Source organism: Burkholderia sp. Bp8991 (genome assembly GCF_003853795.1).
Taxonomy (GTDB): Bacteria; Pseudomonadota; Gammaproteobacteria; order Burkholderiales; family Burkholderiaceae; genus Burkholderia.
The window spans coordinates 266,001-291,349 of sequence record NZ_QTQJ01000003.1; the positions used below are offsets into that span (position 1 = coordinate 266,001).

19 protein-coding genes are annotated in these 25,349 nt (G+C 67.0%); 13 read left to right on the forward strand and 6 right to left on the reverse strand.

What is annotated here, in order from left to right; all coding sequences use genetic code 11:
- Nucleotides 1-133: 133 nt before the first annotated feature.
- The gene (locus tag DIE02_RS04935; protein ID WP_124484980.1) at nucleotides 134-1,990 is read right to left on the reverse strand and encodes a serine aminopeptidase domain-containing protein; all 1,857 of its coding nucleotides are present in this window, start codon (nucleotides 1,988-1,990) and stop codon (nucleotides 134-136) included.
- Nucleotides 1,991-2,565: 575 nt separating this feature from the next.
- On the opposite strand from DIE02_RS04935, the gene DIE02_RS04940 reads away from it, so the two are divergent.
- The 8 genes from DIE02_RS04940 (at nucleotide 2,566) to DIE02_RS04975 (ending at nucleotide 10,701) form a co-directional block, all read left to right on the forward strand.
- A complete protein-coding gene (locus DIE02_RS04940) occupies nucleotides 2,566-3,825 on the forward strand; it encodes an oligosaccharide flippase family protein (protein WP_124484981.1) in 1,260 nt (419 codons plus the stop codon).
- 508 nt (nucleotides 3,826-4,333) lie between these two features.
- Nucleotides 4,334-6,535 (forward strand): glycoside hydrolase family 3 C-terminal domain-containing protein, encoded by a 2,202-nt coding sequence (locus tag DIE02_RS04945; RefSeq protein ID WP_124484982.1) that lies wholly within the window; start codon nucleotides 4,334-4,336, stop codon nucleotides 6,533-6,535.
- 399 nt (nucleotides 6,536-6,934) lie between these two features.
- A complete protein-coding gene (pqqA, locus tag DIE02_RS04950; protein WP_124485082.1) occupies nucleotides 6,935-7,006 on the forward strand; it encodes a pyrroloquinoline quinone precursor peptide PqqA in 72 nt (23 codons plus the stop codon).
- 84 nt (nucleotides 7,007-7,090) lie between these two features.
- Entirely contained in the window at nucleotides 7,091-8,002 is a 912-nt protein-coding gene (gene pqqB, locus DIE02_RS04955; RefSeq protein WP_124484983.1) for a pyrroloquinoline quinone biosynthesis protein PqqB, read from the forward strand.
- 103 nt (nucleotides 8,003-8,105) lie between these two features.
- Nucleotides 8,106-8,858, forward strand: a complete 753-nt coding sequence (gene pqqC / locus DIE02_RS04960) for a pyrroloquinoline-quinone synthase PqqC (RefSeq protein WP_044843142.1) — start codon at nucleotides 8,106-8,108, stop codon at nucleotides 8,856-8,858.
- Entirely contained in the window at nucleotides 8,855-9,130 is a 276-nt protein-coding gene (gene pqqD, locus DIE02_RS04965) for a pyrroloquinoline quinone biosynthesis peptide chaperone PqqD (protein ID WP_044842933.1), read from the forward strand. The genes pqqC and pqqD overlap by 4 nt, the downstream gene beginning before the upstream one ends.
- On the forward strand, nucleotides 9,102-10,274 hold the full coding sequence (gene pqqE / locus DIE02_RS04970; RefSeq protein ID WP_185702585.1) for a pyrroloquinoline quinone biosynthesis protein PqqE: 1,173 nt from the start codon (nucleotides 9,102-9,104) through the stop codon (nucleotides 10,272-10,274). Before pqqD ends, pqqE begins: the two co-directional genes overlap by 29 nt.
- Nucleotides 10,275-10,407: 133 nt before the next feature.
- A complete protein-coding gene (locus DIE02_RS04975) occupies nucleotides 10,408-10,701 on the forward strand; it encodes a putative quinol monooxygenase (protein ID WP_124484984.1) in 294 nt (97 codons plus the stop codon).
- Nucleotides 10,702-10,857: 156 nt separating this feature from the next.
- On the opposite strand, the gene DIE02_RS04980 is transcribed toward DIE02_RS04975, so the two are convergent.
- Nucleotides 10,858-11,778 carry a LysR family transcriptional regulator gene (locus DIE02_RS04980; protein WP_124484985.1) on the reverse strand — a complete coding sequence of 307 codons (921 nt, stop codon included), beginning with the start codon at nucleotides 11,776-11,778 and terminating at the stop codon, nucleotides 10,858-10,860.
- Between the two features lie 120 nt (nucleotides 11,779-11,898).
- The gene (locus tag DIE02_RS04985) at nucleotides 11,899-12,960 is read right to left on the reverse strand and encodes a porin (RefSeq protein WP_409362217.1); all 1,062 of its coding nucleotides are present in this window, start codon (nucleotides 12,958-12,960) and stop codon (nucleotides 11,899-11,901) included.
- A 785-nt stretch (nucleotides 12,961-13,745) separates the two neighbouring features.
- On the opposite strand from DIE02_RS04985, the gene DIE02_RS04990 reads away from it, so the two are divergent.
- Nucleotides 13,746-14,333 (forward strand): YigZ family protein, encoded by a 588-nt coding sequence (locus DIE02_RS04990; RefSeq protein ID WP_124484987.1) that lies wholly within the window; start codon nucleotides 13,746-13,748, stop codon nucleotides 14,331-14,333.
- Nucleotides 14,334-14,554: 221 nt separating this feature from the next.
- Nucleotides 14,555-14,842, forward strand: a complete 288-nt coding sequence (locus DIE02_RS04995) for an H-NS family nucleoid-associated regulatory protein (protein WP_124485084.1) — start codon at nucleotides 14,555-14,557, stop codon at nucleotides 14,840-14,842.
- A gap of 55 nt (nucleotides 14,843-14,897) precedes the next feature.
- Here DIE02_RS04995 and ppk2 read toward each other — a convergent pair whose 3' ends face one another.
- Complete coding sequence (gene ppk2, locus DIE02_RS05000; RefSeq protein WP_124484988.1) at nucleotides 14,898-15,848, reverse strand: polyphosphate kinase 2; 951 nt, start codon at nucleotides 15,846-15,848, stop codon at nucleotides 14,898-14,900.
- Between the two features lie 212 nt (nucleotides 15,849-16,060).
- On the reverse strand, nucleotides 16,061-16,510 hold the full coding sequence (locus DIE02_RS05005) for a helix-turn-helix domain-containing protein (protein ID WP_124484989.1): 450 nt from the start codon (nucleotides 16,508-16,510) through the stop codon (nucleotides 16,061-16,063).
- A 335-nt stretch (nucleotides 16,511-16,845) separates the two neighbouring features.
- On the opposite strand from DIE02_RS05005, the gene DIE02_RS05010 reads away from it, so the two are divergent.
- A complete protein-coding gene (locus DIE02_RS05010; protein ID WP_124485085.1) occupies nucleotides 16,846-17,769 on the forward strand; it encodes an alpha/beta fold hydrolase in 924 nt (307 codons plus the stop codon).
- 124 nt (nucleotides 17,770-17,893) lie between these two features.
- Here DIE02_RS05010 and ggt read toward each other — a convergent pair whose 3' ends face one another.
- The gene (ggt, locus tag DIE02_RS05015) at nucleotides 17,894-19,615 is read right to left on the reverse strand and encodes a gamma-glutamyltransferase (RefSeq protein ID WP_124484990.1); all 1,722 of its coding nucleotides are present in this window, start codon (nucleotides 19,613-19,615) and stop codon (nucleotides 17,894-17,896) included.
- Between the two features lie 401 nt (nucleotides 19,616-20,016).
- Between ggt and DIE02_RS05020 the strand changes: the two genes are divergently transcribed.
- Together DIE02_RS05020 and DIE02_RS05030 are read left to right on the forward strand one after the other, a co-directional pair.
- Nucleotides 20,017-20,541 (forward strand): metal-dependent hydrolase, encoded by a 525-nt coding sequence (locus DIE02_RS05020; RefSeq protein WP_044842922.1) that lies wholly within the window; start codon nucleotides 20,017-20,019, stop codon nucleotides 20,539-20,541.
- 291 nt (nucleotides 20,542-20,832) lie between these two features.
- The gene (locus DIE02_RS05030) at nucleotides 20,833-25,338 is read left to right on the forward strand and encodes a DEAD/DEAH box helicase (protein WP_124484992.1); all 4,506 of its coding nucleotides are present in this window, start codon (nucleotides 20,833-20,835) and stop codon (nucleotides 25,336-25,338) included.
- Nucleotides 25,339-25,349: the final 11 nt, after the last annotated feature.

Consider the following 25,349-nt stretch of genomic DNA (forward strand, 5'->3'; position numbering starts at 1 on the left):
GACCGGAGATGCACCGATACGGAATTGGACACCACGGCGAACGGCACGTCTGTGAGGGACCCCACCGAACGCCGATCTTCATGCGTAGAGGGGATCGCACCCCGATGCGCCGCCGCGTGCGACGCGGCGCGCATCACGACCGGCCGACGGACACGCTCGTGTACGATCGCGCGGCCGCTTCCGGTGCGGCCGGATCGGCGACGCGCGCGACCGGCCGGATCGAGTCGCGACCGAGCGCCTGCATGCACCGGTCGATCACGATGTCCGTGCCCACCGCGCCGTACACCGCATGGTCGACCTGCGGCTCGAGGTACAGACGCACGTGACGCGAGCACCGGAACGCGCGCTCGATTGCACCGAAGTGACGCCGGACATCGTCGATGCCGGGATCGAGCGCGCCGTACACCAGCGTCGTCCATACGTTGCGCTGCGCAAGCTCGTGCATCACGCCGCGCGGCGTGCCGATGCCCGGCTTCCAGCCGGCGCGCGCGACAAGCGCCTTCGCCGGCACGCTGACCCGCGCGATCGCATTCGCGGCCACCGCCCGCACGATCGGCCGCAGGTCGCGCCGATCCCGCACGAGGCGCTTCCATTTCTGCCAGTCGCGCACCGAAAGCCAGTAACCGCGCACCGAGTTGTTCCGCTGCTTCTGCACTGCCTCGAGCGAGAGTCCGGCCGGCCACACGAAGCGGGCGAGATTGATCGCGATCACGCCGCCGAGCGACGGCGTCTTCACGGCCGCATGCAACGCCGCATAGGCGCCGGAACAAATGCCCGCCGCGGCCACCTCCGGGTGACCGAGCGCGCGCAGCCAGTCCGCGGCAGCGGCCACGTCGTCGCTCGACCGCGCCGAATACACGACGCCCGACTGGTCGTCCAGCGCGGCGGGCCCGCTATCGCCGACGCCATGCACGTCGATCCGCAGTGTCGTCACGCCGGTGCGTGCCAGCGCGCGCGCGAGGCGCACGCTGAAGCGCCCTTCGCCGCTGCGCGGGTTCGTCGACGTGTTCGCGATCACGAGCGCCGGGCCGACCGGATTCGCAGGCCGCGTGTCGGCGGGACGGCACAGCACGCCGACGAGCCGGTCCGGACCGACCGCGACGACCTGCTCGGTCATGTCGTGCAGGTCCAGCGCGACGGCCGACTCGCCATTCCACGCCGAATCCGTTTGCATCGGGGTTTCGGCGCCAGCCGACATACGCGGCGCGCGTTCGGCGATCCAGTTCGCGAGCGTGTCGATCGCCGCGAGCGGCAAGCGCGAGCGCGTGCCGTCCAGCATCGTCGTCGGCCATTCGCGGAATGCATCGCTCGCCACGTCCACACCGCGCTCGAACAGCGCTTCGCGCAATGCCGGCCCGTCGCCCTGATCGGGCTGGATCAGCAGCATCGCGCCAGGCAACGTCGGCGCATCGCGCACGACGTCGCACAGATCGACCGCCTTCAGCGCATCGACGAAGTCGTCGGGAAACCGGTGTCCGAGCACGTTCATGCACGGTTCGTCGCGATGCGCGGCGCGGATCGCGGGCGACGTGATATCGAGCCACTGGCGATGCACGAACGACAGCTCGCGCAGGTAGGCGCGACCGCGCACGACCGGCGCCAGCGCCACCAGGGCGTCGACGCGCGGCGCCGGGCGCGGGCCCACGCCCGCGGCGGCCAGCATCGCGAACAACGCTCCCGCACGGATCCCGACGAGCGTCAGCGTGGTTACGCCAACCTGATCGCGCAACAGGTCGATCGCGTCGTGAATGCTGGCGATGCTCGCGACATACCGACCGGCGTCGCGATCGTCGCCCGCCGAGTCGCCGGTGCACGGGTAGTTGAATCGCAATACCGTGACACCCTCGCGGGCCAGCCGCTCCGCGATCGCCCGCATGAGCTTGTGCGTCCACGATGCCTCGTGACCCAGCGATTCGCACAGGATCACGCCTTGTGTCGTATGTCCTTCGTGCAGCCACCCCACGCAGCTGCCGAACGTTATCGGCTTCAATCGGTACTCCTCGGCTCGGTATTTGTTATCGGATGCGGACACGCGTCCGGCGGCACACCGGAATCGGCCACTCCACGGTCGTGTGACCGCTCTACGGCGCACGGCCTTCACGCAACGGACCTCCGCCGCGCCCCTGCGCAACCCGTCCCTTCGCGATGCGTTGCCCTGCCCCGTTGCCTGGCGGCGGCAGGTTGCCGGCCCGAGTCGTCGTCAAGCCATGTCTGCCGCGCACGCAAACAGTCGTTCGATTAGAGCACTCGGCCCGAGCGCCCTTCGGTGCGCCAGCTTACAAATGCATTCATTACCGTGGCGATACAACGAGGCGCCCGCTGTCGGGATTCGCGCCGCGCGTGTGCGCCGAATCCGCGAAAGGTAGGCTCGCGAACACAGTCGTCTCGCTAGCCCCGTATCATGACCGCCATGCGATGTGGCCGTGTCCGGCATCGCCGGACGAAACCGGCGCCAGCTGGAACGGGCCGCGAACCCACGCAGCCGGATCAGCGCCGACCGGCCGCGCGAGCGCACGGCGGCCCGCACCTCGCCACCCTGCGACACCCACGGCGCCGACCAAGCGAATGTCAAACCTCAAGAAGAATTTCCTGCTGCTGCTGACGCTGCAGATTTCGATGTATGCGGTGCCGCTGCTGATCGCACCGTTGCTCACGCACGCGCTGGGCCCGGAAGGCTACGGGCAGCTCGCGTTCTCGCTCGCGGTCATCGCGTACCTCACCAACTGCACGAGCTACAGCTTCGACCTGACCGCCACGCCGCGCATCGCGCTCGCGCGCGACGACCGCGCCGAACGCTCCCGCATCTTCTGGGCGACGCTGTATGCGCAGATCGGCATCGCGGTGATCTGTTTCATCGTGCTGGTCGGGCTGATCGTGCTGGTCGGCCGCTTCGGCGAAGACCGCGACCTGCTGCTGATCGGCTTCGGGATGGTGGCCGGCGTGGCGTTCACGCCGGGCTGGTATTTCCAGGGCATGGAGAAGTTGCGCGCGCTGAGCGTGATCCTGTTCGTTGGCCGCATCCTGAGCCTGCCCGCGATGTTCGCGCTCGTGCATAGCCCGGCGGACATCGACCGCGCGATGATCGTCAACGCGGCCGTCCCGACGCTGTCCGCGCTCGTACTGGCCGTCTATCTGTATGCCCAGCGCGAAATCGACTTCGTTCGCGTAGGTTTCGCCGACATCGCCGAATCGCTGAAAGGCGGCTGGCAGGTGTTCCTCGCATCGACGTCGATCGCGTTCTATGCGTCGACCAACACCGTGCTGCTCGGCTTCGTGTCGGGCAACGTCGCAGCCGGCTACTTCGCCGCCGGCGACAAGCTGATCCGCGCGGCGCTCAGCATGCTCCAGCCGCTGAAGGCCGCCACCTATCCTCGCATCAGCTATCTGATGCGGCATGCGCGAAACGACGCGTTCTCGTTCCTGCGCAAGCTGTTCGTGGTGCAGGTCGCGATGGTGCTCGGCATCTCGCTCGCGATCTTCTTCGGCGCGCCGCTCGCCGTGCGCATCCTGTACGGCCCTTCGTACGAACCGACGGTCCAGGTGCTGCGCTGGATGGCCTTCATTCCATTCATGGCCGGAATGACCGACCTCTTCGGTGTGCAGACGATGCTGCCGCTTGGAATGAAGTCCGAATTCACGCGTGTCCTGATGTCATCGGGCATTCTGAACATCGTGCTCGTGCCGGTGCTCGCGAAGTACTTCGCCGAACTGGGCGCCGCCGCCGCCGTGCTGACGGCCGAGGCTGCGGTCGCAGCGGCGCTCGCGACCGTCGTCTATCGTGCCGGGATTCCACTGCCGGGCAGTCCCGTCGCTCGGCGCGGTTAGCTGGCGCAGCGTCCGTGCTGCCGGTTTTCCCCGAGGCGACGGGAATTCGACGGGGTTCCATTCGATGCACACGCAACGACTCCCCCACACGCCCCCGTCGCCGCCCCCAATCCGCCTCCCCTCGAAACGACCGCCCGCGGGTACTTCTTACCCTGCTGCACACGCACAATCAGGAACGCTTACCGGCTTTTCCCCACATCGCACACCCGCATCGAAAAAAGATCATACGTATAAGTAGAAACACCGATGCTGTAGTCAAACTACATTCGTACGATTGGCCACTGCAGAGAATCGCTACATCCGATTCGGCAGTGTCGGACGGTCCGCGTCGCCGTCCGCGTTGTCCGATCGGGCCCAACCGGCCGTAACGATTCCCCGCCTGGCCTGGCATGCCGACGCGCAACCACCCTGCATCGCCAGCCGAATGCGTCCGGTGCGAATCCACCGGACGTGCGCAGCTCCAGACATCATCCGAACAACAACCGGCAATACGATCATGGAGAGCAACATGCGGGACAAACACTGGCCGGCCGTCGTGCTGGCAGCGACCCTCTGCACCACCGCCTACGCAGGCAACGCCGATTTCAATTCACAGGGCGACGCCGCCGACGCATTCGCGTCGTCCGCCGCGCAGCGGCGCGCCGACGTCCTCGTGCGCAAGATGACGCTCGACGAGAAACTGCAGTTCATCCATTCGCAATACGAAATGTCGAAGGTGCCGAACGGCGGTGCCGGCTACATCCAGGGCGTGCCGCGGCTCGGCATTCCCGATCTCAACATGGTCGACTCCGCGACCGGCTCCGGCAGCACGTCGCTCGCGAGCACGACCTTCCCCGCCACGATCGCCGTCGCCGCGAGCTGGGATCGCCGCCTGTCGTACGACTACGGCAAGCAGGTCGCGATCCAGTTGCGCGCGCAAGGGTTCGGCATGGGTCTCGGCGGCGGCACCAACCTCGCGCGCGAGCCGCGCGGCGGCCGGCTGTTCGAGTATCTCGGCGAGGATCCGCTGCTCGCAGGCGACCTGCTCGCGGAGCGCACGCTCGCCACGCAGCGGCAGAAGGTCATCGCGACCATCAAGCACTATGCCGGCAACGAACAGGAGCATGGCCGGATGGGCGGCAACACGCAGATCGACGAACGCACGCTGCGCGAGCTCTACCTGCTGCCGTTCGAGATCGCCGCGAAGCGCGGGCAGCCCGGCAGCGTGATGTGCAGCTACAACCGCCTGAACGGCGCATACGCGTGCGAGAACACGCATCTGCTGAACGACGTGCTGAAGAACGAATGGGGCTTCCAGGGCCAGGTGCAATCCGACTGGGGCGCGACGCACAGCACGGCCACCGCGATCAACGCCGGGCTCGACGAGGAAGAAGACGTCGGCCCGTCGGTCTACCTGACGCCGGCGGCCGTCAAGCAGGCGATCGCGAACGGCTCGGTATCGACCGCGCGCCTCGACGACATGGTGCGCCGCAAGCTCGCGGTGATGATCCGCGTCGGCGTGATGGACGATCCGGCCAAGGGCGGCGGCACGATCGATTTCGCGGCCGCGAACCGGTTCGCGCAGAGCGTCGCCGAGCAGTCGATCGTACTGCTTAAGAACGACGGCAACCAGTTGCCGTTGGCGGCGGCGGCCTCGTCGCGCATCGCGGTGATCGGCGGCCACGCCGACGCGGCCGTGCTGTCGGGCGGCGGCTCGGGCAACACGCGCGATCCGGTCACCGGTTCGTTCGCGGGCTGCGGCGGCCTGACGTTCGGGGCGTCGACCGGCTGCAGCTGGTGGCGCAATCCGTGGCTCAAGGTCGACGTGCCGATCGTCGCGGCGATCCGCGCACTCGCGCCGGCGGCACAAGTCACGTTCGCGGGCAACAGCGACCAGCAGTCGCCGTTCCGCGCGTACACGCAGCAGGAAATCGACCAGGCCGCGGCGCTCGCGGGCCGCTCGGACGTCGCGATCGTCGTGGTCGCGCAGCCGGCCGGCGAGGATTTCGGCGATCTGCAAAGCCTGAGCCTCGCGAATCCGTCGAATCAGGATGCGCTCGTCGAAGCGGTCGCGCGGGCGAACCCGCACACGATCGTCGTCGTCCAGAGCGGCAACCCGGTGCTGATGCCGTGGAAGGACAACGTGTCGGCAATCGTCGAGGCGTGGTATCCGGGCGAAGGCGGCGGCAAGGCCATCGCGAACGTGCTGTTCGGCGCGGTCAACCCGTCCGGCAAGCTGCCCGTCACGTTCCCGGCGCGCGACCAGGACACGCCGACGTGGGGGCAAGGCGGCGCATTCGACAACGACCCCGTCTACGCGGAGAAGCTGAACATGGGCTACCGCTGGTACGACGCTCGCAACATCAAGCCGATGTTCGAATTCGGCCACGGGCTGTCGTACACGCACTTCGCGTATTCCGGGTTGTCGGTGTCGCGGCAACGGGACGGCTCGCTGAGCGTCGCGTTTACCGTACGCAACGACGGCCGCGTCGCCGGCGCGGAAACGCCGCAGGTCTATCTCGGCGTGCCGTACAAGGACGAGCCGCCGAAGCGGCTGGTCGGCTGGGAAAAGATCCGGCTGAACCCGGGCGAGGCACGGCATGTCCGCGTGACCGTGTCGCCGCGGATGCAGAGCGTGTGGGATACGTCGCGCAATGGCTGGAAGGTCGTGCCGGGCGGGACGGTGTATGTCGGCGCGTCGTCGCGCGATATCCGGCTGCAGGGTAGCTAGGCAGCCGGCCTGACGATGCCGGTGTCGGGTGGAACGCCGCCCGGCACCCGCGCACAACGCGTCGATTCGTACGATTAAAGAGGCGCCACCGGCCGGCAAACGATGCACAATCGCCGCGTTTCGTTCACATTGTCGACCAGGTGTCGGCAATGCGTGCGCGATGCGCACATGAATGAAAACCGGGAATGCCATCCATGCCCGGATTGACTTGCTCGTGCGCCCCGTTCGGCTAGGATGTGAACGTGCGATTTACCGGACTTCGTGCCGGCCGCCCACCGCACGAATGTGATAGCGTAGTGAAGCCGCAGCACGGTCTCGTCGCCGATCGTCGGAGTAGAACATGTCGGCAGGTCCGCGGGCGCGCTTCGTCGTCAGTCGTCATTGCAAAGGAGTTCTCCCATGTGGACCAAACCTGCCTACACTGATCTGCGACTCGGTTTCGAAGTCACGATGTACGTGTCGAATCGCTGATTCGGGCACGCCATCCGGAAAGGAAAGCCTCGGTCTGCCGAGGCTTTTTCTTTGCTTCGCACCCCGGCCCCTCGTCGCACCGTCATGCTCATACACATCCTCGGATCCGCCGCGGGCGGCGGCTTTCCGCAATGGAACTGCAACTGTGCGAACTGCGCGGGTTTTCGCGCGGGCACGATCGACGCGCAGGCCCGCACCCAGTCGTCGATCGCGCTGTCCGACGACGGCGCGAACTGGGTGTTGTGCAACGCGTCCCCCGACATTCGCGCGCAGCTGCAAGCCTTCCCGCCGTTGCAGCCGGGCCGCGCGCTGCGCGACACCGGCATCGCCGCCGTCGTGCTGATGGACAGCCAGATCGACCATACCGCCGGCCTGCTGAGCCTGCGCGAAGGCTGTCCGCTGCAGCTGTGGTGTACCGACATGGTCCACCATGACCTCATCAGCGGCTTTCCGCTGTTCAACATGCTCGCGCACTGGAACGGCGGGCTGGTCTGGAACCGCATCGTGCTCGGCGACAGCTTCACCGTGCCGGCCTGCCCGAACCTGCGCTTCACGCCGCTGCCGCTGAGCAGTGCGGCGCCACCCTACTCGCCGCATCGCTTCGATCCGCATCCCGGCGACAACATCGGCCTGCTCGTCGAGGATCGCCGCACCGGCGGCACGTTGTTCCATGCACCCGGGCTCGGCACGGTGGACGACGCGCTGCTGCAACGGATGAACGACGCGGACTGCGTGCTCGTGGACGGCACGCTGTGGGACGACGACGAGATGCTGCGACGCGGCGTCGGTGTACGTACCGGTCGCGAAATGGGTCATCTCGCACTGAACGGTCCGGGCGGCATGCTCGACGTGCTGGCCCGGGTGCCGGGCCCGCGCAAGGTCTTGATTCACGTCAACAACACCAATCCGATCCTCGACGAAGGTTCTCCCGAACGCGCGGAATTGCGGCGGCGCGGGATCGAGGTCGCCTTTGACGGGATGGACATCGTGCTATAAAAAGCGCATGGTCCCGCTTCCGCGACGCGCATCGTGATGCATACGACGTCGATTGCGGTACGACGCACGCCCTTCCACTGTCCCCAACGTCATGGAACCGTCGATGAGCCAACCCGCTCTCACTCCCGCCCAGTTCGAGCAGGCGCTGCGTGCCAAGGGCGCCTTCTATCACATCCACCACCCGTACCACGTCGCGATGTTCGAAGGCCGCGCGACCCGGGAGCAGATCCAGGGCTGGGTCGCGAACCGCTTCTATTATCAGGTCAGCATTCCGCTGAAGGACGCGGCGATCCTCGCGAATTGCCCCGACCGCGAGGTTCGCCGCCAGTGGGTCCAGCGCCTGATCGATCACGACGGAACCGCCGGCGACGAAGGCGGTATCGAGGCGTGGCTGAGGCTCGGTGAAGCGGTCGGGTTGGACCGCGCGCAGTTGCGCTCGCAGGAACGCGTGCTGCCCGGCGTGCGTTTCGCCGTGGACGCCTACGTGAATTTCGCGCGCCGCGCGAACTGGCAGGAAGCTGCGAGCAGCTCGCTCACGGAACTGTTTGCGCCGCAGATCCACCAGTCGCGCCTCGACACCTGGCCGCGCCACTACCCGTGGATCGATCCGGACGGCTACGCGTATTTCCGCACGCGCCTCGGTCAGGCGCGCCGCGACGTCGAGCACGGGCTCGACATCACGCTGCGGCATTACACGACCTACGAGAGCCAGCAGCGGATGCTGGATATCCTGCAGTTCAAGCTCGACGTGCTGTGGACGATGCTCGACGCGATGTCGATGGCCTACGAACTGCATCGGCCGCCTTATCACACCGTCACCGACCAGCCGGTCTGGCACAAGGGAATCGCACCATGAATTTCGACAGGAATCGCGTGCCGCGCTGGCGGCCGGGTTTTCGCTTCCAGTTCGAGCCGGCCCAGCATGCGCACGTGCTGCTGTACCCCGAAGGCATGGTCAGATTCAACGAAAGCGCGAGTGCGATCGGCGGGCTGATCGATGGCACGCGCACCGTCGCGGACATCGTTGCGCATCTCGAACGGCAATTCCCCGACGTGCCCGAACTCGGTACCGACGTCGAGGATTTCATGGAGACCGCCCGTGCCCAACACTGGATCGAACTCGCGTGAACCGGTGACGCCCGACGCCGCGCGGCCGGCAACCGGATTGCCGCTGTGGCTGCTGGCCGAACTGACGTACCGGTGCCCGCTGCAGTGCCCATACTGCTCGAATCCGCTCGATTTCTCGCGCCAGGGCGCGGAGCTCGACACGGCACAATGGTTCAGGGTCATGGCCGAAGCGCGCGAGATGGGCGCCGTGCAGATCGGCTTCTCGGGCGGCGAACCGCTCGTCCGTCCGGATCTTGCCGCACTGATCGGCGAGGCGCGCCGCCTCGGTTACTACACGAACCTGATCACGTCGGGTATCGGCCTGACCGAGCAGAAGATCGATGCGTTTCGCCAAGCCGGCCTCGATCACATCCAGATCAGCTTCCAGGCGAGCGACGCGACGGTCAACGACATGCTGGCCGGATCGGAAAAGGCATTCGCCCACAAGCTCGCGATGGCCCGCGCGGTCAAGGCGCACGGCTATCCGATGGTGCTGAACTTCGTCACGCACCGCCACAACATCGACGACATCGACCGCATCATCGAGCTGTGCATCGCGCTCGACGCGAACTACGTCGAGCTCGCGACGTGCCAGTATTACGGATGGGCCTACCTGAACCGTCAGGCGCTGCTCCCCACCCGCGCACAGCTCGAGCGCGCGGAGCGCATCACGAACGCGTATCGGGCGAAGCTCGCCGCCGCGAACAACCCATGCAGGCTGATCTTCGTCACGCCCGACTATTACGAGGAGCGGCCGAAGCCCTGCATGAGCGGCTGGGGCAGCCTGTTCCTGATCGTCACGCCGGACGGCACCGCACTGCCGTGCCACGGCGCGCGGCAACTGCCGATCGCCTTTCCGAACGTGCGCGATCACGACCTGCGACACATCTGGTACGAATCGTCCGGCTTCAACCGCTTCCGCGGCGACGACTGGATGCCCGAACCCTGCAAGTCGTGCGACGAGAAGAAGAAGGACTTCGGCGGGTGCCGATGCCAGGCGTATCTGATGACGGGCGATGCAAGCCTCACCGATCCCGTCTGCGGCAAGTCGCCTCATCACGGCCTGATCGAGAAAGCACGCGAGGCCGCGCTCGCGCCGCTGCAACCCATGACGCAACTCGTGTTTCGCAACGTACGCAATTCGCGTGAATTGACGAAGACCTGAACGGCGCCGCGCGCTCGCCGCCGATCGCCGGTGTTTCCTGATTTGGAACGCAATGTTCGCGCATCGCGTCGGGCCGGCTCACTATAATTCGTTCGATCGAAAGCGATCGTCAGACCCATTACCGGAGCAGACCATGAACGACCTTCATATCGTCGCCGTGCTGTACGCCAAGGCGGGGCAGGAGGCGCAATTGCGCGAAGACCTGATCGCCCTTGCCGGTCCGTCGCAGAATGAAGAAGGCAATCTGCGCTACGAGGTGCATGTCGACAGCGAAGATCCGCGCCGGTTCGTTTTTGTCGAACATTGGGCAGATCCCGCCCTGCGCGAAAAGCATCACACGCAAGGCGCACACATCCTGAATTTCCACGCCAACGGCGTGAAGAATGTCGAGCGCTCGGAAGTCTTCAAACTGTCTCGCCTCGCCTGACCCTCCTTTCCCGCGCTGACCACCGTTTCGTGCGCGTGCGTGCGACGCCGGACATCTCGCCGCGCGCCGCGTCGTCGCCCCGGATTCAGCGAGGAGCGACGCGGTGTCCGGCAACCCATCGAATCCGTTTTTGCAACGTTCCGCACCGACGGCCCGTCACGCGCCGGCTACCGCCCATGGCGCGGCAGCGAGGCGCTCCGCCAGATAGTCCAGGAACGCGGTCACGCGCAACGGCCGCAAGCTGCTCGGCGGCGTCACGAGATTCACGCCCACCGGATCGATCCGCCACTCGGGCAATACGTCCACCAGTTCGCCTCGCATCAACGCGTCCCTGACGACGAACTCGGGTTGCAACGCGACGCCCCGGCCAGCCAGCAGCGCGGGAACGATCACGTCGGCGCTGTTGCTGCGGATGATGCCGCGCACCGTGACCGCGAACGCGTCTCCGCACGCATGACGGAATTGCCATAGCTCGGGCGTCGCCAACCCCGTGTAGACGAGACACGCATGCCGGGCCAGGTCGCGGGGATGCGTCGGTCGCCCCCAACGTTTCAGATAGGCCGGCGAAGCCACCAGCGGGTGATTCACCGCACAGAGCCGGCGCGCCCGCAGCGACGAATCGGCGAGTTCCGCGATGAGCACCGCCACGTCGAACCCGCCGCCGACCACATCGACGATGCGGTCGGTGACGCAAAGGTCGATCTCCACCTGCGGATAGCGTTCGAGAAAGGCGGGGATCAACGGCGCGACGTGGCGGCTCGCGAACGACATCGGCACGGCAACGCGCACCAGACCGCGCAGTTCCGTCGCGTGCGACGACGCCTCGGTCTCCGCCGCCGCGGCTTCGCTGAGAATGCGAATCGCTCGCGATTTGGCGATTTCGCCGGCGGCCGTCAGCGAAACCTGACGCGAGTTTCGATAAAAGAGCGCCGTGCCGAGCCGGCGTTCGAGTCGGGAAATGGCTTTCGACACGGTCGGCTGCGAGAGGTCGAGCGCCTCCGCGGCCCTGACGAAAGAGCCCGTTTCGAGCACGTGCGCGAAAATCGCCCACGCCTCGAGGTCAGGAAGTATCTGCATCAGACAGCAAGCCTCCGGTTGGCCGATCCGGCCGGTTCCTGCCGATACCGGTGCCGCGCCCTGCAGCGTTCGCGCTGCATGAGCACCGCCGCCGATACCGGCTGCGCGACGTGCACACCGCTAGAAAAGCGTATGAAGGCCGATGCGGGCAATGGCCTGGTTCGCGCCGGACGACGCGCCATCCGGATCCATCACACCGTTGATTTGCGCCCGGGCACCGCTGCTTGCCCGCTGCCACACACCGGTCGCGTACACCATCGTTCGCTTCGACAGCGTGTACTGCACCGTCGCCGTGACCTGGTGAGCGTGGTCGTTGTCGAGCGCCGCATTGCCCTTCATGTATATGTAATCCGCGCCGATCCTGACCGGACCGGAGAGTTGCCAGGTACCGCCCGACTCGGCCATCCACACCGAGCCACCGGACGCAGCGTTATGAACGGTCGTCACCAGCGCGCTCAGGTTCGCCCGTCCGATCCGGTAGTGCGCCCCTGCGCCCGAGTTACGCACACTCGTCGCGACGGAGCCCGGCTGTGCGCCATATTTCTCGTTGGTGTACGCGGCGGCGGCGCCGAACGGTCCGGCCTCGTAGTCGAGACTGGCGCTCACCGTATTGCCCGCGCCGATCGAGCCCGGCACGCCGCCGAACGCATAAAGCGCGCCCGCCTTCAGCCCATGGATGACCGAGCTCACGAACTTGACGGCGTTCGCTACACGCTGACTGCCCGCCATCCGGTCCCAGTCGAACGCGCCGGTCGGGTTGCCGGGCAGCGCGAGCTTGCGAAAGGGTCCGTTGCGCAGGTTGTACAGTCCGGCGACATCGGCCGCCGCGTCAGTGCCGCTGAAGAACAGCGTATCGGCCATGAATTCATACTGGTTGCCGAACGTCAGCGTGCCCAGCCGGTCGTTCTGCACACCGACGTACGCGGTACGCGCGAACAGGCCATTGCCGATCAGCGCGCCGGTACCCGGTGAAATCTGGCTGACCAGCTGGAAAATGACCTTTGAGCCGCCACCGACATCTTCGCTTCCGCGCAAGCCGAGCAGGCTCGGCGTAAAAATCCCGTCGTCGAATTTCGCATTGCCGTGGCCACCTTCGTTACTGACGTAACTCAGTCCCACGTCGAGCGCGCCGAACAACGTGACACTGCTCTGCGCGCACGCGATCGGCACATGCGCAATCATCAACAGGGCCGGGGCATAGAGACGCTTTCCGAACATGAACCGCCTTCTTCATTGCTTCGCAATCCGAATCACAACGACCGGACCTTTCAATCATCCCGCGCAATGCAGGTACGCACGCGCACGCCGCCGTCATGCCCGATCGCGCGACAGGCGGCACGCATCGACGGCACGAGTCTAGCGCACGGAATGACGCTTCGACGTTCGGCCCGCGAGAACACAATGTTCTGCATCTCCCGGCTACGCAATGCATCGCGGTTCGCCTACACTCGTTCGGTGCATCGGCAGATGCGCCGCGATTCGAGCCGCCATCCGAGCCGCGATTCGAGCCACGATCCGAGCCGCGATCCGTCGCCGACGAGAATCGATTGCGCATGCGATCGCGACACCCTCCGCCGCGCCCGATGCTTCGCGCTCAGGTCGAGCCGACCGGCGCACGCCAGGTCCCCACTTGCCAGGCCCGGAACTCCTTCCTCCGGCTTTCGTCCTCCGGAAAGTCCAGACCGCGCGTCACGTCCGATGTTTGAACCCGGGCGAAGCGCTCCATTAAGCGATCGTCACCCGGCGGTCGCGTTCGTCGCACGCGTTTTCACGCTCCGGAGCGGCCGGCGCGGCAACCGCGCCGAATCTCTCGACGCGCGCCACGGTAAAATTCCGTCGTGCCCCGTTGCTCATCCCGTTCAGGCGCCCTGCCGGGCCTGCTGCGGCATGCATCGCCTGCCATCGGAAGCGCGCCGCACAGGAGCCCCTATCTCCTTGATTCCTATACATTCACCGTTTCCCGGAACATGACTTACTCGCTTGCCACCCTCTACACCCGGGAACTCGAGATCCGCAAGAGCCGCTTCATCGCGTTCGCGATCCCCGTCGAGGACCGCGATGCCGCGATGCAGGCGCTGCAGCGCCTGCGCGACGAACACCCGGCGGCCACCCACGTGTGCTGGGCCCTGCTCGCCGGCGGCCAGTCCGGCATGTCCGACGACGGCGAACCGTCGGGCACTGCCGGCCGACCGATCCTCGAAGTGCTGCGTCATCACGATCTCGACGGCGTGCTCGGCGCGGTAGTCCGCTACTACGGCGGCGTGAAGCTCGGCGCGGGCGGCCTGGTGCGCGCCTATACCGATGCGATCGCGTCGGCGCTGCTCGACGCCGAGCGCGTCGAACGCATTCGCCACACGCGGATCGCGATCGAAATCGGCTACCCGGACGAAGCGCGGGTGCGCCGCTGGATCGAGCAGGCGGGTTACGCGCTGGTGGACAGCGCGTACGGGATGACGGTGAAGCTCGTGATCAAGCTGCCGGAAACGGCCGAGGCAGCAGCGAAGACCGAACTGTTCGACCTGACGCAGGGGCGCTCGGGCTTCCCCGACCTGTGAGGATCGGGCAACCCGCCCGGCCTCGCCGCCACGGGTTTCACACAGATTCCCGTGAAAATTCAGATGCGTCCGATAGAAAACCCGCGCGCCGAAGCTTAATCTCCCCCGTGTTCCTCGCGACGCGTCCTGCAAACGCCTGGCCGGGCGTGCAGACATGCGGCACACCGCGCGTCGCCAACGATCGCCAACAATCAGAATTCAGCTACGGGGATATCGGACGCATGCAACTGCAAAAACTGCAAGCCCAGCTCGCGGAACTCGATCGACGCATCCGGGTGGCGCGCCGCCGCGAACGCCAAGCGGCACTGGTGCAGGTACGCCAGCTCGTGACGGACCATGCGCTGACCGCGCGGGAAATCTTCGGGCAGGGTTACAGCGATCGCGTAAAGCTGTTCACGATGGGCACGAAATATCGCGATCCGGCGACGGGCGCGACCTGGAGCGGCCGCGGTCGTGCGCCCGCCTGGATCGCCGGGCGCGACCGCGCCGCGTTCCTGATCCGGGATTAACGCGCGCCGCGTTGCACGGCGCGCCTCCGTGGTCGATGCAGTCGACCCGAACCGCTCAATAAACGTCCGGGACGATCATGCTGTCCGGCGTCGGACGGCGAATGTAGTCCTCGTGATGCTCGCGCTGAGGCAGATCGATCGTCGGCCGCGGCACCTCGTGATACGGCACCTGGGTCAGCAGGTGATGGATGCAGTTCAGGCGCGCGCGCTTCTTGTCGACCGCCTGCACGACCCACCACGGCGCCTCGGGGATGTGCGTGCGCAGCATCATCTCTTCCTTCGCGGCCGTATACGCTTCCCAGCGGCGGCGGCTCTCGAGATCCATCGGGCTCAGCTTCCACTGCTTCAACGGATCCTCGATCCGGCTCTGGAAGCGCAGCTCCTGCTCATGGTCGGTGATCGAGAACCAGTACTTGACGATCTGGATCCCGCTGCGCACGAGCATTTTCTCGAACTCGGGCACCGAGCGGAAAAACTCCTCGTATTCGTCGTCGGTGCAGAAATTCATCACGCGCTCGACGCCTGCGCGGTTGTACCAGCTGCGATCGAACAGCACGATCTCGCCGCCGGCCGGCAGATGCGCGACATAGCGCTGGAAATACCATTGCGTGCGTTCGCGATTGTTCGGGGCCGGCAGCGCCGCCACGCGGCACACGCGCGGGTTCAGGCGCTGCGTGATGCGCTTGATCGCACCGCCCTTGCCTGCCGCGTCGCGCCCCTCGAAAATCACGACGAGCCGGTGCCCCGTGCTCACGACCCAGTCCTGCAGCTTCACGAGTTCGCCCTGCAGCCGGAACAGCTCGCGGAAATACTGCTTGCGCGCTTCGCGGCGCTCCGGCGAGAACAGCAGATCCTCGTCGTTGTCGAAGCGGCGGTCGTCGAGCTCCATTTCGAGTTCTTCGTCGTACGCGTCGACGAGGTCTTCCTCAAAACGGCGCTGGCGCGATTCGAGCGATGCCGTATCGGTGAAGTCGTCGGACTCGGTGCGGGTATCGTTATCGCCCATGGGGCCTCCTTCCTTCAATTGGCGCAGCCAAACACCACCATTATCCCAGCGTCTCGCGTCAAATTGATGAAAAAGGGGTCGATCCGCCCCTCAGAAGCGGAATCCGGGCCGCGCTCGCCGAGAGCGTACTTGAACGCGGTCTAACCGCTCCCGAGCAGAACGGGAGCGCACATGCGCCGCTGACGCGGTGACGCCCGCCCGCTGGCGATGCATCAACCGGGCGGCGGCAGCACGACCGTGTCCTCGGGCCCGAGCACGCGGCCGTCCTGCGAGCGAAGCTCCAGTTTCCTGACGGGCAAGCCGGTCTTGCGGTCGACGAGAAGCACGTGCGCCTCGTCCGGTTCGAAGAAGAAATCCTCGCCCCACTGCCGCAGCGCGACGAGCAGCGGAAACAGGCCTCGCCCCTTTTCGGTCAGTACGTATTCGTGATGTGCGCCGCCGTCCGCGGCCGGCACCATGTCCATGATTCCGTGCGCGACGAGGTTGCGCAAACGCGCGGCGAGGATGTTCTTCGCCAGGCCGAGATTTTTCTGGAATTCGCCGAAACGGCGCAGCCCGTCGAATGCGTCGCGGACGATCAGCAGCGACCACCAGTCGCCAATCGCATCCAGCGGGCGGGCAACGCCGCAAAGGGAATCTTCGTGGGTGGTTCGTCTGCTCATCGATGGAGGTCGAACGGCGGATGGTGCCATGGGCAATTAAGGTTTCAATATAAAACCAACAATACTGAAAATCAATCGCCGTGCGTCCATTGTTCGAGGAGCACGAACGAAACCGGGTTCCTCATCGGAATTGGTTAGTCGGGGTTAGTCTGGTCATGCATTTCGATGCCAAAAATTGCCGAATTTTCGATTTTTCTTACCTGAAGTCATCCCGTCGTCGAGGCGTTCGATCGTGTCCTGATCATTCATTCAGTTGCAACTTGAAACCTCATGTCCTACGCTCCAAATGGTTTCAACATGAAACCACTATCCACGACCATACGAAGGAGCGCTCGATGATTTCATCCGATGCCACGTTCGACGGCACCTTTCCATTCGCTCCGCACTTCAGCGACGCGCCCGGTTTCCAGATGCACTACGTGGATGAAGGCCCGCGCGACGGCGAAACGGTTCTGTGCCTGCATGGCGAACCCACCTGGGGTTACTTGTTCCGCCACCTGATCGCGGCACTGAGCCCGACACACCGCATCGTCGTGCCCGACCACATGGGATTCGGCAAAAGCGCGACGCCGCAGGATCGCAACTACGGGTTGCAGGACCATATCGACAACCTGGAGCGCTTCGTTCTCGCGCTCGACCTCGAGCGCTTGACGCTCGTGATGCACGACTTCGGCGGCCCGGTCGGCATGGGGCTCGCCGCGCGGCGCCCTGACCGGATCCGGCGCATCGTGTCGGCGAACGGGCCGACGCCGTTCGGCCAGCCCGATCTGGTCGAGCGCGTGACCGCGAACGGTCGCGACGCACCGTGGTTCCAGTGGATCGTGCGCGCGGCGGCAGACGACACACTCGAAACGGTGCTCGGGCAGCTAGGCTTCAACATCCTGAGTACGCTGAAGCTCAACGGTTTCGAGAATCATGCCGTCATCGACGATACCTGGATCGCCGCATACGGTGCGCCGTTCGCGCAACCGGCCGACTGTATCGGCGCAATCGGATGGGCGCGCGGATTTGCCGACGGCACGCATCGATTCGAGGAGCCCGATGCTGCAGCGGTACGCGCGATACGCGACAAGCCCGCGCTCGCGATCTGGGGAGACGCCGATCGCACCCTCGGCGCCGAGCACTTCCTGCCGCTGTTCACTGCGCTGTTTCCGTCGGCGCCCGTCGAGCGGCTGGCCGGCGTCGGGCACTATTGCTTCGAGGATGCGCCCGACGCGGTGACCGACCGGATCGCCGGATTCATCCGCGCCACCGCCTGAGCGCGTTGCACCGCGCGTCCGAGCCATCCGACGCGGCTGCCCGCCCGGCACCGGACTGCATGCCGGCCGCGGAACCGCGTGCGCGACCGCTTTCGCGCACGCGTCACTCACCCGCTACTCGACGTCACCGAATGATCCGCGTGACCCCGCGCCCACGCGGATCGGCCATCGCCTCCGGCGTCCTGCCGTCGATCTTGATCACCTGGATGTCGCCGCTGAAGTCCTGCCCCGTCAGCGTGTAGCCGCGTGCCTCGATCTGCTTCGCGAGTTCGCCTTCGATCGGGTGGTACGGCTCCCAGAAGATCGTGTTCGGCGGCAGCAGCTGATGGTGGAAACGCATCGCGCCGACCGCCTCCTTCAACGGCATCCCGAAGTCGTAGATGTTGTTGATCACCTGGAAGATCGACGTGAAGATCCGCGAGCCGCCCGGCGTGCCGATCACGAGCGACACCTTGCCGTCCTTCGTCATGATCGTCGGCGACATCGACGACAGCGGACGCTTCTTCGGCTCGATCGCGTTCGCGTCGCTGCCGACGACGCCGAACATGTTCGCGACACCCGGCTTCGCGGAGAAGTCGTCCATCTCGTCGTTCAGCACGATCCCGGTGCCGTCGGCGACCACCCCCGAACCGAAATAGCCGTTGATCGTGTACGTGTTCGACACCGCGTTGCCCCACTTGTCGACGACCGAGAAGTGCGTCGTCTCCGCCTTCTCCGGCATCGACGTGCCGAGGCCCGGCTGCACGCTCTTGGTGTCGGCGATCTGCGTCGGGCTCACTTCGGCTGCGCGCCTCGCGATGTACGCGTCATCGGTCAGCCGCGCGACCGGCACCTTGTAGAAGTCGGGGTCACCGAGATACTGCGCGCGATCCGCGAACACGCGCTTCTCGATTTCCGCGACGAGGTGGATGTATTGCGGCGAGTTGAGCTTCACGCCCTCGAACTCCTGCTTGAGATCGGCCTTCATCTTCAGCAGCTGCACGAGGCCGATGCCGCCCGAGCTCGGCGGCGGCGCGGTGATCACGTCATAGCCGTTCCACTTCGCCTGCACCGGCTGGCGCCACACCGCGCGGTATTGCGCGAGATCCTCGGTGGTGATCAGCCCGTTGCCGTCGCCGGTCTTCATTGACGCGGCGATCAACTCGGCCGTCTTGCCCTTGTAGAATCCTTCCGCGCCGCCATCCGCAATGCGCGTGAGCACCGCCGCGAGATCGGGCTGCTTGAAGTTCGTGCCGGCCTTCATCGACGCGAAGTACTTGTCGAAGTTGGTCTTGCCGCCGAATTCCTTCGACGCGTCGACGCCGCGCTGCGCCAGCTGCTCGTCGACGACGAAGCCGTCGCGCGCATAGTGGATCGCCGGCGCGAGCACCTGCTTCCACTTCAGCTTGCCGAAACGCTTCTGCGCTTCCCACATGCCGGCGACCGTACCCGGCACGCCGGCCGCGCGCGGGCCGTACAGGCTCATGCCCTTGACGACGTTGCCGTCCTTGTCGAGATACATGTCCTTCGTCGCGGCGAGCGGCGCGCGCTCGCGATAGTCGATGAAATACGGCTTGCCGTCCTTGTAGATCGTCATGAAACCGCCGCCGCCGATGTTGCCGGCTTCCGGGTACGTGACGGCGAGCGTGAACGCGATCGCGACGGCCGCGTCGATCGCGTTGCCGCCTTCCTTGAAGATCCGCTCCGCGGCGTCCGCGCTGTACTTGTCGGCCACCGCGACCGCCGAGCTCGTCAGGACCGCCGGCTGCGGCCCTTTCGCGTAGGCCGGCGTGTTCGGCAGGAAGCCGATGCCGGCCATCGTCGCGAGCACGACGGCGGATGATTTGAAGCGATTCAGCATAGACATTGCATGTCCCCCATGTAGGTCTCCGGCGGGCTGGAAATAGCCCCTGATCCGCTTATAGCCGCTGGCGCACGGTCAGCCCTATGCCGGTTTCGTAGTGAATCGGGGAATGCGGCCGGAAAACTCGCGGCACACTACGAATTGCCGTGGATCGTGTACGGTCGGTCACACGGCGGAGCAAAAAATGAGCCGGCGGATCAGTCGAAATGGCATGCGGCGGATTCGCAGCGCACCCGCGCGATCGGAAATCACGGCACGCGCCGCATGCGCGGCTCCGGCACATGTAAAAAAATGCGATCGAACCGCCCGCTGAGCAGGCCGATCTGAGAAGATAGCGCCCCGCTTTCGCGCCCGATTGTTCGCGCTCGTCCGCAGCCGCTTCACGCTTCTTCGTCTCGTTTCCTATGGCATCACACAATGCGCATCACGCGTCCGGCTTCGCGGCCGGCGTCGCCGCCGCCGTCCTCGTCGCGCAAACCGGCGCGACCGGCCCCTGGCACGCGGGCCTGCTCGCCGCGTTCGCGGCCGGCGTCGCGGGCGGCACCGCGCCCGACTGGCTCGAAGTCGCGTGGTGGACCCGCAAGCGCCGCTTGTGGATCACGCACCGCACCATCACGCACTGGGGCATCGGCTGGATCGCGTTGCTCGCGCTCGGCTGGCACGGGCTCACGCATCATCCGCATCCGCTGTGGGCGGCGCCGCTGTTCGGCTTCGCGTGCGGCGGCGTGATGCACCTGCTCGCCGACTGGCCGAATCCGCTCGGCGTGCCGTGGATCTGGCGGCGCCATTCGCTGAACCTGTGGAACAGCGGACATTGCGACCTGATCGTCGTGGCCGCCGCCTGGGGCGGCACGCTGTGGCTCGCGCAATCGCTGTGGACGCGCGCGCCGTTCCTCGAGCACTGGCTCGGCTGGCTGCATCGCGTGTAGTGACACGTCGTAGCGCATAGTCGCGCGCCGATACATGTCGTCACGACTCGTGCTCCGCACCCGCCCGGCGCGCGTCGAACCCGACTTCCTTCTCTCCTCGATCCAGCACCCGCGAACGAGCGGGTTCCGTTACGCACGCACGCCCGTTGAAATGCCGGCGCCGCGCCTCATCTGAATCTCCGGCGCGCGCATTCCCGCCGCGCGCGGTGCCCGGCACGCGCACGCGACGTCTGGCACACTGACGATTCGCACGCGGCCGCCCGCGCGCTCGCACCCCATTTCAACGCTCCGATGGACGTCACCGCCACCCGCCCCGCCCACGCGCTCGACGTGTTCCACCCGGCCGTCGCCGCGTGGTTCCGCCGCACGTTTGCCGCGCCGACCGGCGCGCAGGCACTCGCATGGCCGCACATCAAGGCCGGCCGGTCGACGCTCGTCGCCGCGCCGACCGGCTCCGGCAAGACGCTCACCGCGTTCCTGTGCGCACTCGACGACCTCGTGCGCGATGCGCTCGCGCACGACGGCGCGCTGCCCGACGCGACGCTCGTCGTCTATGTGTCGCCGCTGAAGGCGCTGTCGAACGACATCCACGTGAACCTCGACGCGCCGCTCGCCGGCATCGCCGACTCGCTCGCGCAGCTCGGCCTGCCGGTGCCGGCGATCCGCACCGCCGTGCGCACCGGCGACACCACGCAGGCCGAACGCGCGGCGCTGCGCAAGCGCGCGCCGCACATCCTCGTGACGACGCCCGAATCCCTGTACGTGCTGCTGTCGTCCACGTCGGGGCGGCAAATGCTGTCGAACGTGCGTTCGGTGATCGTCGACGAGATCCACGCGCTTGCGTCGTCCAAGCGCGGCAGCCATCTCGCGTTGTCGCTCGAACGCCTCGACGCGTTGACGGGCCGCGCGTTGCCGCGCATCGGGTTGTCGGCCACGCAGAAACCGATCGACGCGGTCGCGCGCTTCCTGGTCGGCGGCCCGGCCGATGCGCCGCGCGACTGCACGATCGTCGATACCGGTCACACCCGCGAACGCGACCTCGCGCTCGAACTGCCGAACGTGCCGCTCGAGCCGGTGATGGCGACCGACGTGTGGGAACAGGTGTACGACCGGATCGCCGCGCTTGCCGCCGCGCATCGCACGACGCTCGTGTTCGTGAACACGCGGCGCACTGCGGAACGCATGGCACGCCATCTCGCCGACCGTCTCGGCAAGGACGCGATCGCCGCCCACCACGGCAGTCTCGCGAAGGAGCATCGCTTCGACGCCGAACAGCGGCTCAAGCGCGGCGAGCTGAAGCTGCTCGTCGCGACCGCGTCGCTCGAACTCGGCATCGACATCGGCGACGTCGATCTCGTGTGCCAGGTCGGTTCGCCGCGCGGGATCGCACCGTTCCTGCAGCGTGTCGGACGCTCGGGGCACCATGTCGGCGGCGTGCCGAAGGGCCGCCTGTTCCCGCTGTCGCGCGACGAGCTGGTCGAATGCGCGGCGCTGCTCGATTGCGTGCAACGCGGCGAGCTCGACGCGTTGCGGATTCCCGAGGCACCGCTCGACGTGCTCGCGCAGCAGATCGTCGCCGAAGTCGCCTGCGCGGAATGGCAGGAGGACGCGCTGTACGCGAGCTTCACGCGCGCGGCGCCCTACGCACGCCTGTCGCGCGAACGCTTCGACGACGTGATGAAGATGCTCGCCGAAGGCTTCACGAGCCGTCGCGGCGTGCGCGGTGCATACCTGCATCGCGACGTGGTCGGCGGCACGGTGCGCGGGCGCCGCAACGCGATGATGACCGCGACGACGTCGGGCGGCACGATTCCCGACATGGCCGACTACGCGGTGCTGCTCGAACCGCAGGGTATCCAGGTCGGCACCGTCAACGAGGATTTCGCGGTCGAGAGCCTCGCGGGCGACGTGTTCCAGCTCGGCAACCAGTCTTACCGGATCATTCGCGTGGAAACCGGCCGTGTGCGCGTCGAGGACGCGCAAGGTCAAGCGCCGGGCATTCCGTTCTGGCTCGGCGAGGGGCTCGGGCGCAGCGACGAGCTGTCGGCGGCGGTCGGCCGGCTGCGGGCGCGGCTCGACGGGCTGTTCGCCGAAGGCGATCGGCACTCCGAGGCCGGAGCACGCAAACGCGCGAGCGACGACGCAGCGGGCAAGACGGGCACGCGCGGCAAAACCGGCAAGGCGGCCGCCGAAGCCGACGCGTTGGCCGACTCGCGCAGCGATAACGGCGGCACCGCGATCGCCCCGCCCGCAAGCCGCCTCGCGCCGGCACTGCGCTGGCTCGTCGACGATCTCCGCCTGTCGCCCGATGCGGCCCGCCAGATCGCCGACTACCTCGCGCGCACGCGCGCGGCGCTCGGCGCCCTGCCGACGCAGGACACGCTCGTGATGGAGCGCTTCTTCGACGAATCGGGCGGCACGCAGCTGGTGATCCATTCGCCGTTCGGCAGCCGTATCAACCGCGCGTGGGGGCTCGCGCTGCGCAAGCGCTTCTGCCGCACGTTCAACTTCGAGCTGCAGGCCGCCGCGACCGACGACGCGATCATTCTTTCGCTGTCGCTCGCGCACAGCTTCGCGCTCGACGAAGTGTGGCGCTACCTGCGCTCGGCGAGCGCCGAGCACGTGCTGGTGCAGGCGCTGCTCGACGCACCGATGTTCGGCGTGCGCTGGCGCTGGAACGCGACGACCTCGCTCGCGCTGCCGCGCTTCACCGGCGGCCGGCGCACCGCGCCGCAACTGCAGCGGATGAAGAGCGACGACCTGCTCGCGACCGTGTTCCCCGAGCAGGTCGCGTGCGTGGAGAACGTCGTCGGGGAACGCGAGATCCCGCACCATCCACTCGTCGACCAGACGCTCGACGATTGCCTGCACGACGCGATGGATACCGACGGCTGGCTCGCGCTGCTGCGCCGGATCGAAAGCGGCGCGATCGAACTGATCGCGCGCGACCTGCCCGCGCCGTCGCCGCTCGCGGCCGAGATCCTGAACGCGAAGCCCTATGCGTTCCTCGACGACGCGCCGCTCGAGGAGCGCCGCACGCAGGCCGTGCAGTCGCGCCGCTGGAGCGATCCCGAATCGGCCGACGATCTCGGCGCGCTCGACGCCGACGCCATCGATGCGGTGCGCGACGAAGCGTGGCCGCTCGTACGCGATGCCGACGAAATGCACGACGCCCTGCTCACGCTCGCATGCATCGCCGACGGCGAAGCGCACGCGCACGAAGGCTGGCCCGAACGGCTCGCGGAACTGGCCGAGCGCCGTCGTGCGACGCAACTCGTCACGCCGGACGGCGCCGTGCTGTGGGTGCCGGTCGAACGGCTGGTCTGCATGCGCGCGCTGCATCCCAATGCACGCGTCGTGCCCGCGCTGAAGGTGCCGGCCGCTTGCGCGCAACCCTGGGAAGCCGATGCCGCGCTCGTCGACGTGATCCGCGCGCGGCTCACCGGCTTCGGGCCATCGACGCTCGACGCCATCGCGCAGCCGCTCGGCCTGCCGTCCGCGGCGATCGCGACCGCGCTCGCCGCACTGGAGCGCGAAGGCTACGTGATGCATGGCCGCTTCACGCCGGGCGCCACGACCGACGAATGGTGCGAACGCCACCTGCTCGCGCGCATTCATCGCTACACGGTCAAGCGGCTGCGCCGCGAGATCGAGCCGGTCGAGCGCGCCGATTTCATGCGCTTCCTGTTCCACTGGCAGCACCTGACGCCCGACACGCGCGGCACGGGCCGCGACGCGCTCGCGGCCGTCGTCGAGCAGCTCGAAGGCTACGAAGCCGCGGCGAGCGCATGGGAAGACGCGCTGCTGCCCGCGCGCCTGACCGACTACACGGCCGGCGGCCTCGACGAGCTGTGCCGCTCGGGCAAACTCGTGTGGACCCGCATCGGCGCGCCGGCGCGCGCGGCCGGCACGCCCGTGAAAACGACGCCGATCGTGCTGCTGCCGCGCCGCCACCTCGGCGCATGGCAGGCGCTGCGCGACCCGGACGCGCAGCCGGCGCTATCCGCGCGTGCGACGCAGGTGCGCGATGCACTTGCCGCACACGGCGCGATGTTCTTCGACGCGCTGCTCGACGAACTGCACATGCTGCCGGTCGAACTCGAGCAGGCGCTCGGCGAACTCGTGTCGGCCGGCCTCGTGAATGCGGACAGCTTCGCCGGGTTGCGCGCGCTGTTGAAGCCCGCGGTCAAGCGCAGCGCGACCTATGCGCCGCGCACGCGGCGCGGTGGCGCGCTGATCGGCGGGATGGACGACGCCGGCCGCTGGGCGCTCGTGCAACGCATGTCGGCGCCGGACGATGCGCCAACCCCGGCACCGAAGCGCGGTGCGCCCGCGACCGATCCCGATGCGCTCGAACACATCGCGTGGACGCTGCTGCGCCGCTATGGCGTGGTGTTCTGGCGGCTGCTCGAACGCGAAGCCGACTGGCTGCCGAGCTGGCGCGAGCTCGTGCGCGTGCTGCAACGTCTCGAAGCGCGCGGCGAGATTCGCGGCGGCCGCTTCGTCGCGGGGCTCGCGGGCGAGCAGTTCGCGCTGCCGGAAGCGATCCCGGTCCTGCGCGAGCTGCGTCGCCAACCGGGCGACGGCCAGTACGTGTGCGTGACGGGCGCCGATCCGCTGAACCTTGCCGGCACGCTGTTGCCCGGCGACAAGGTGCCCGCGCTGGCCGGCAATCGCGTGCTGTTCCGCGACGGCGTGCCGGTCGCGTCGCTCGTGGCGGGCACGTTCCATTACGCGCCCGAGCTGCCGCCTGCCGCGCGCGAGGATGCGCGCCTGCGGCTCGCACGCCGCCACTGACTCCTGACATC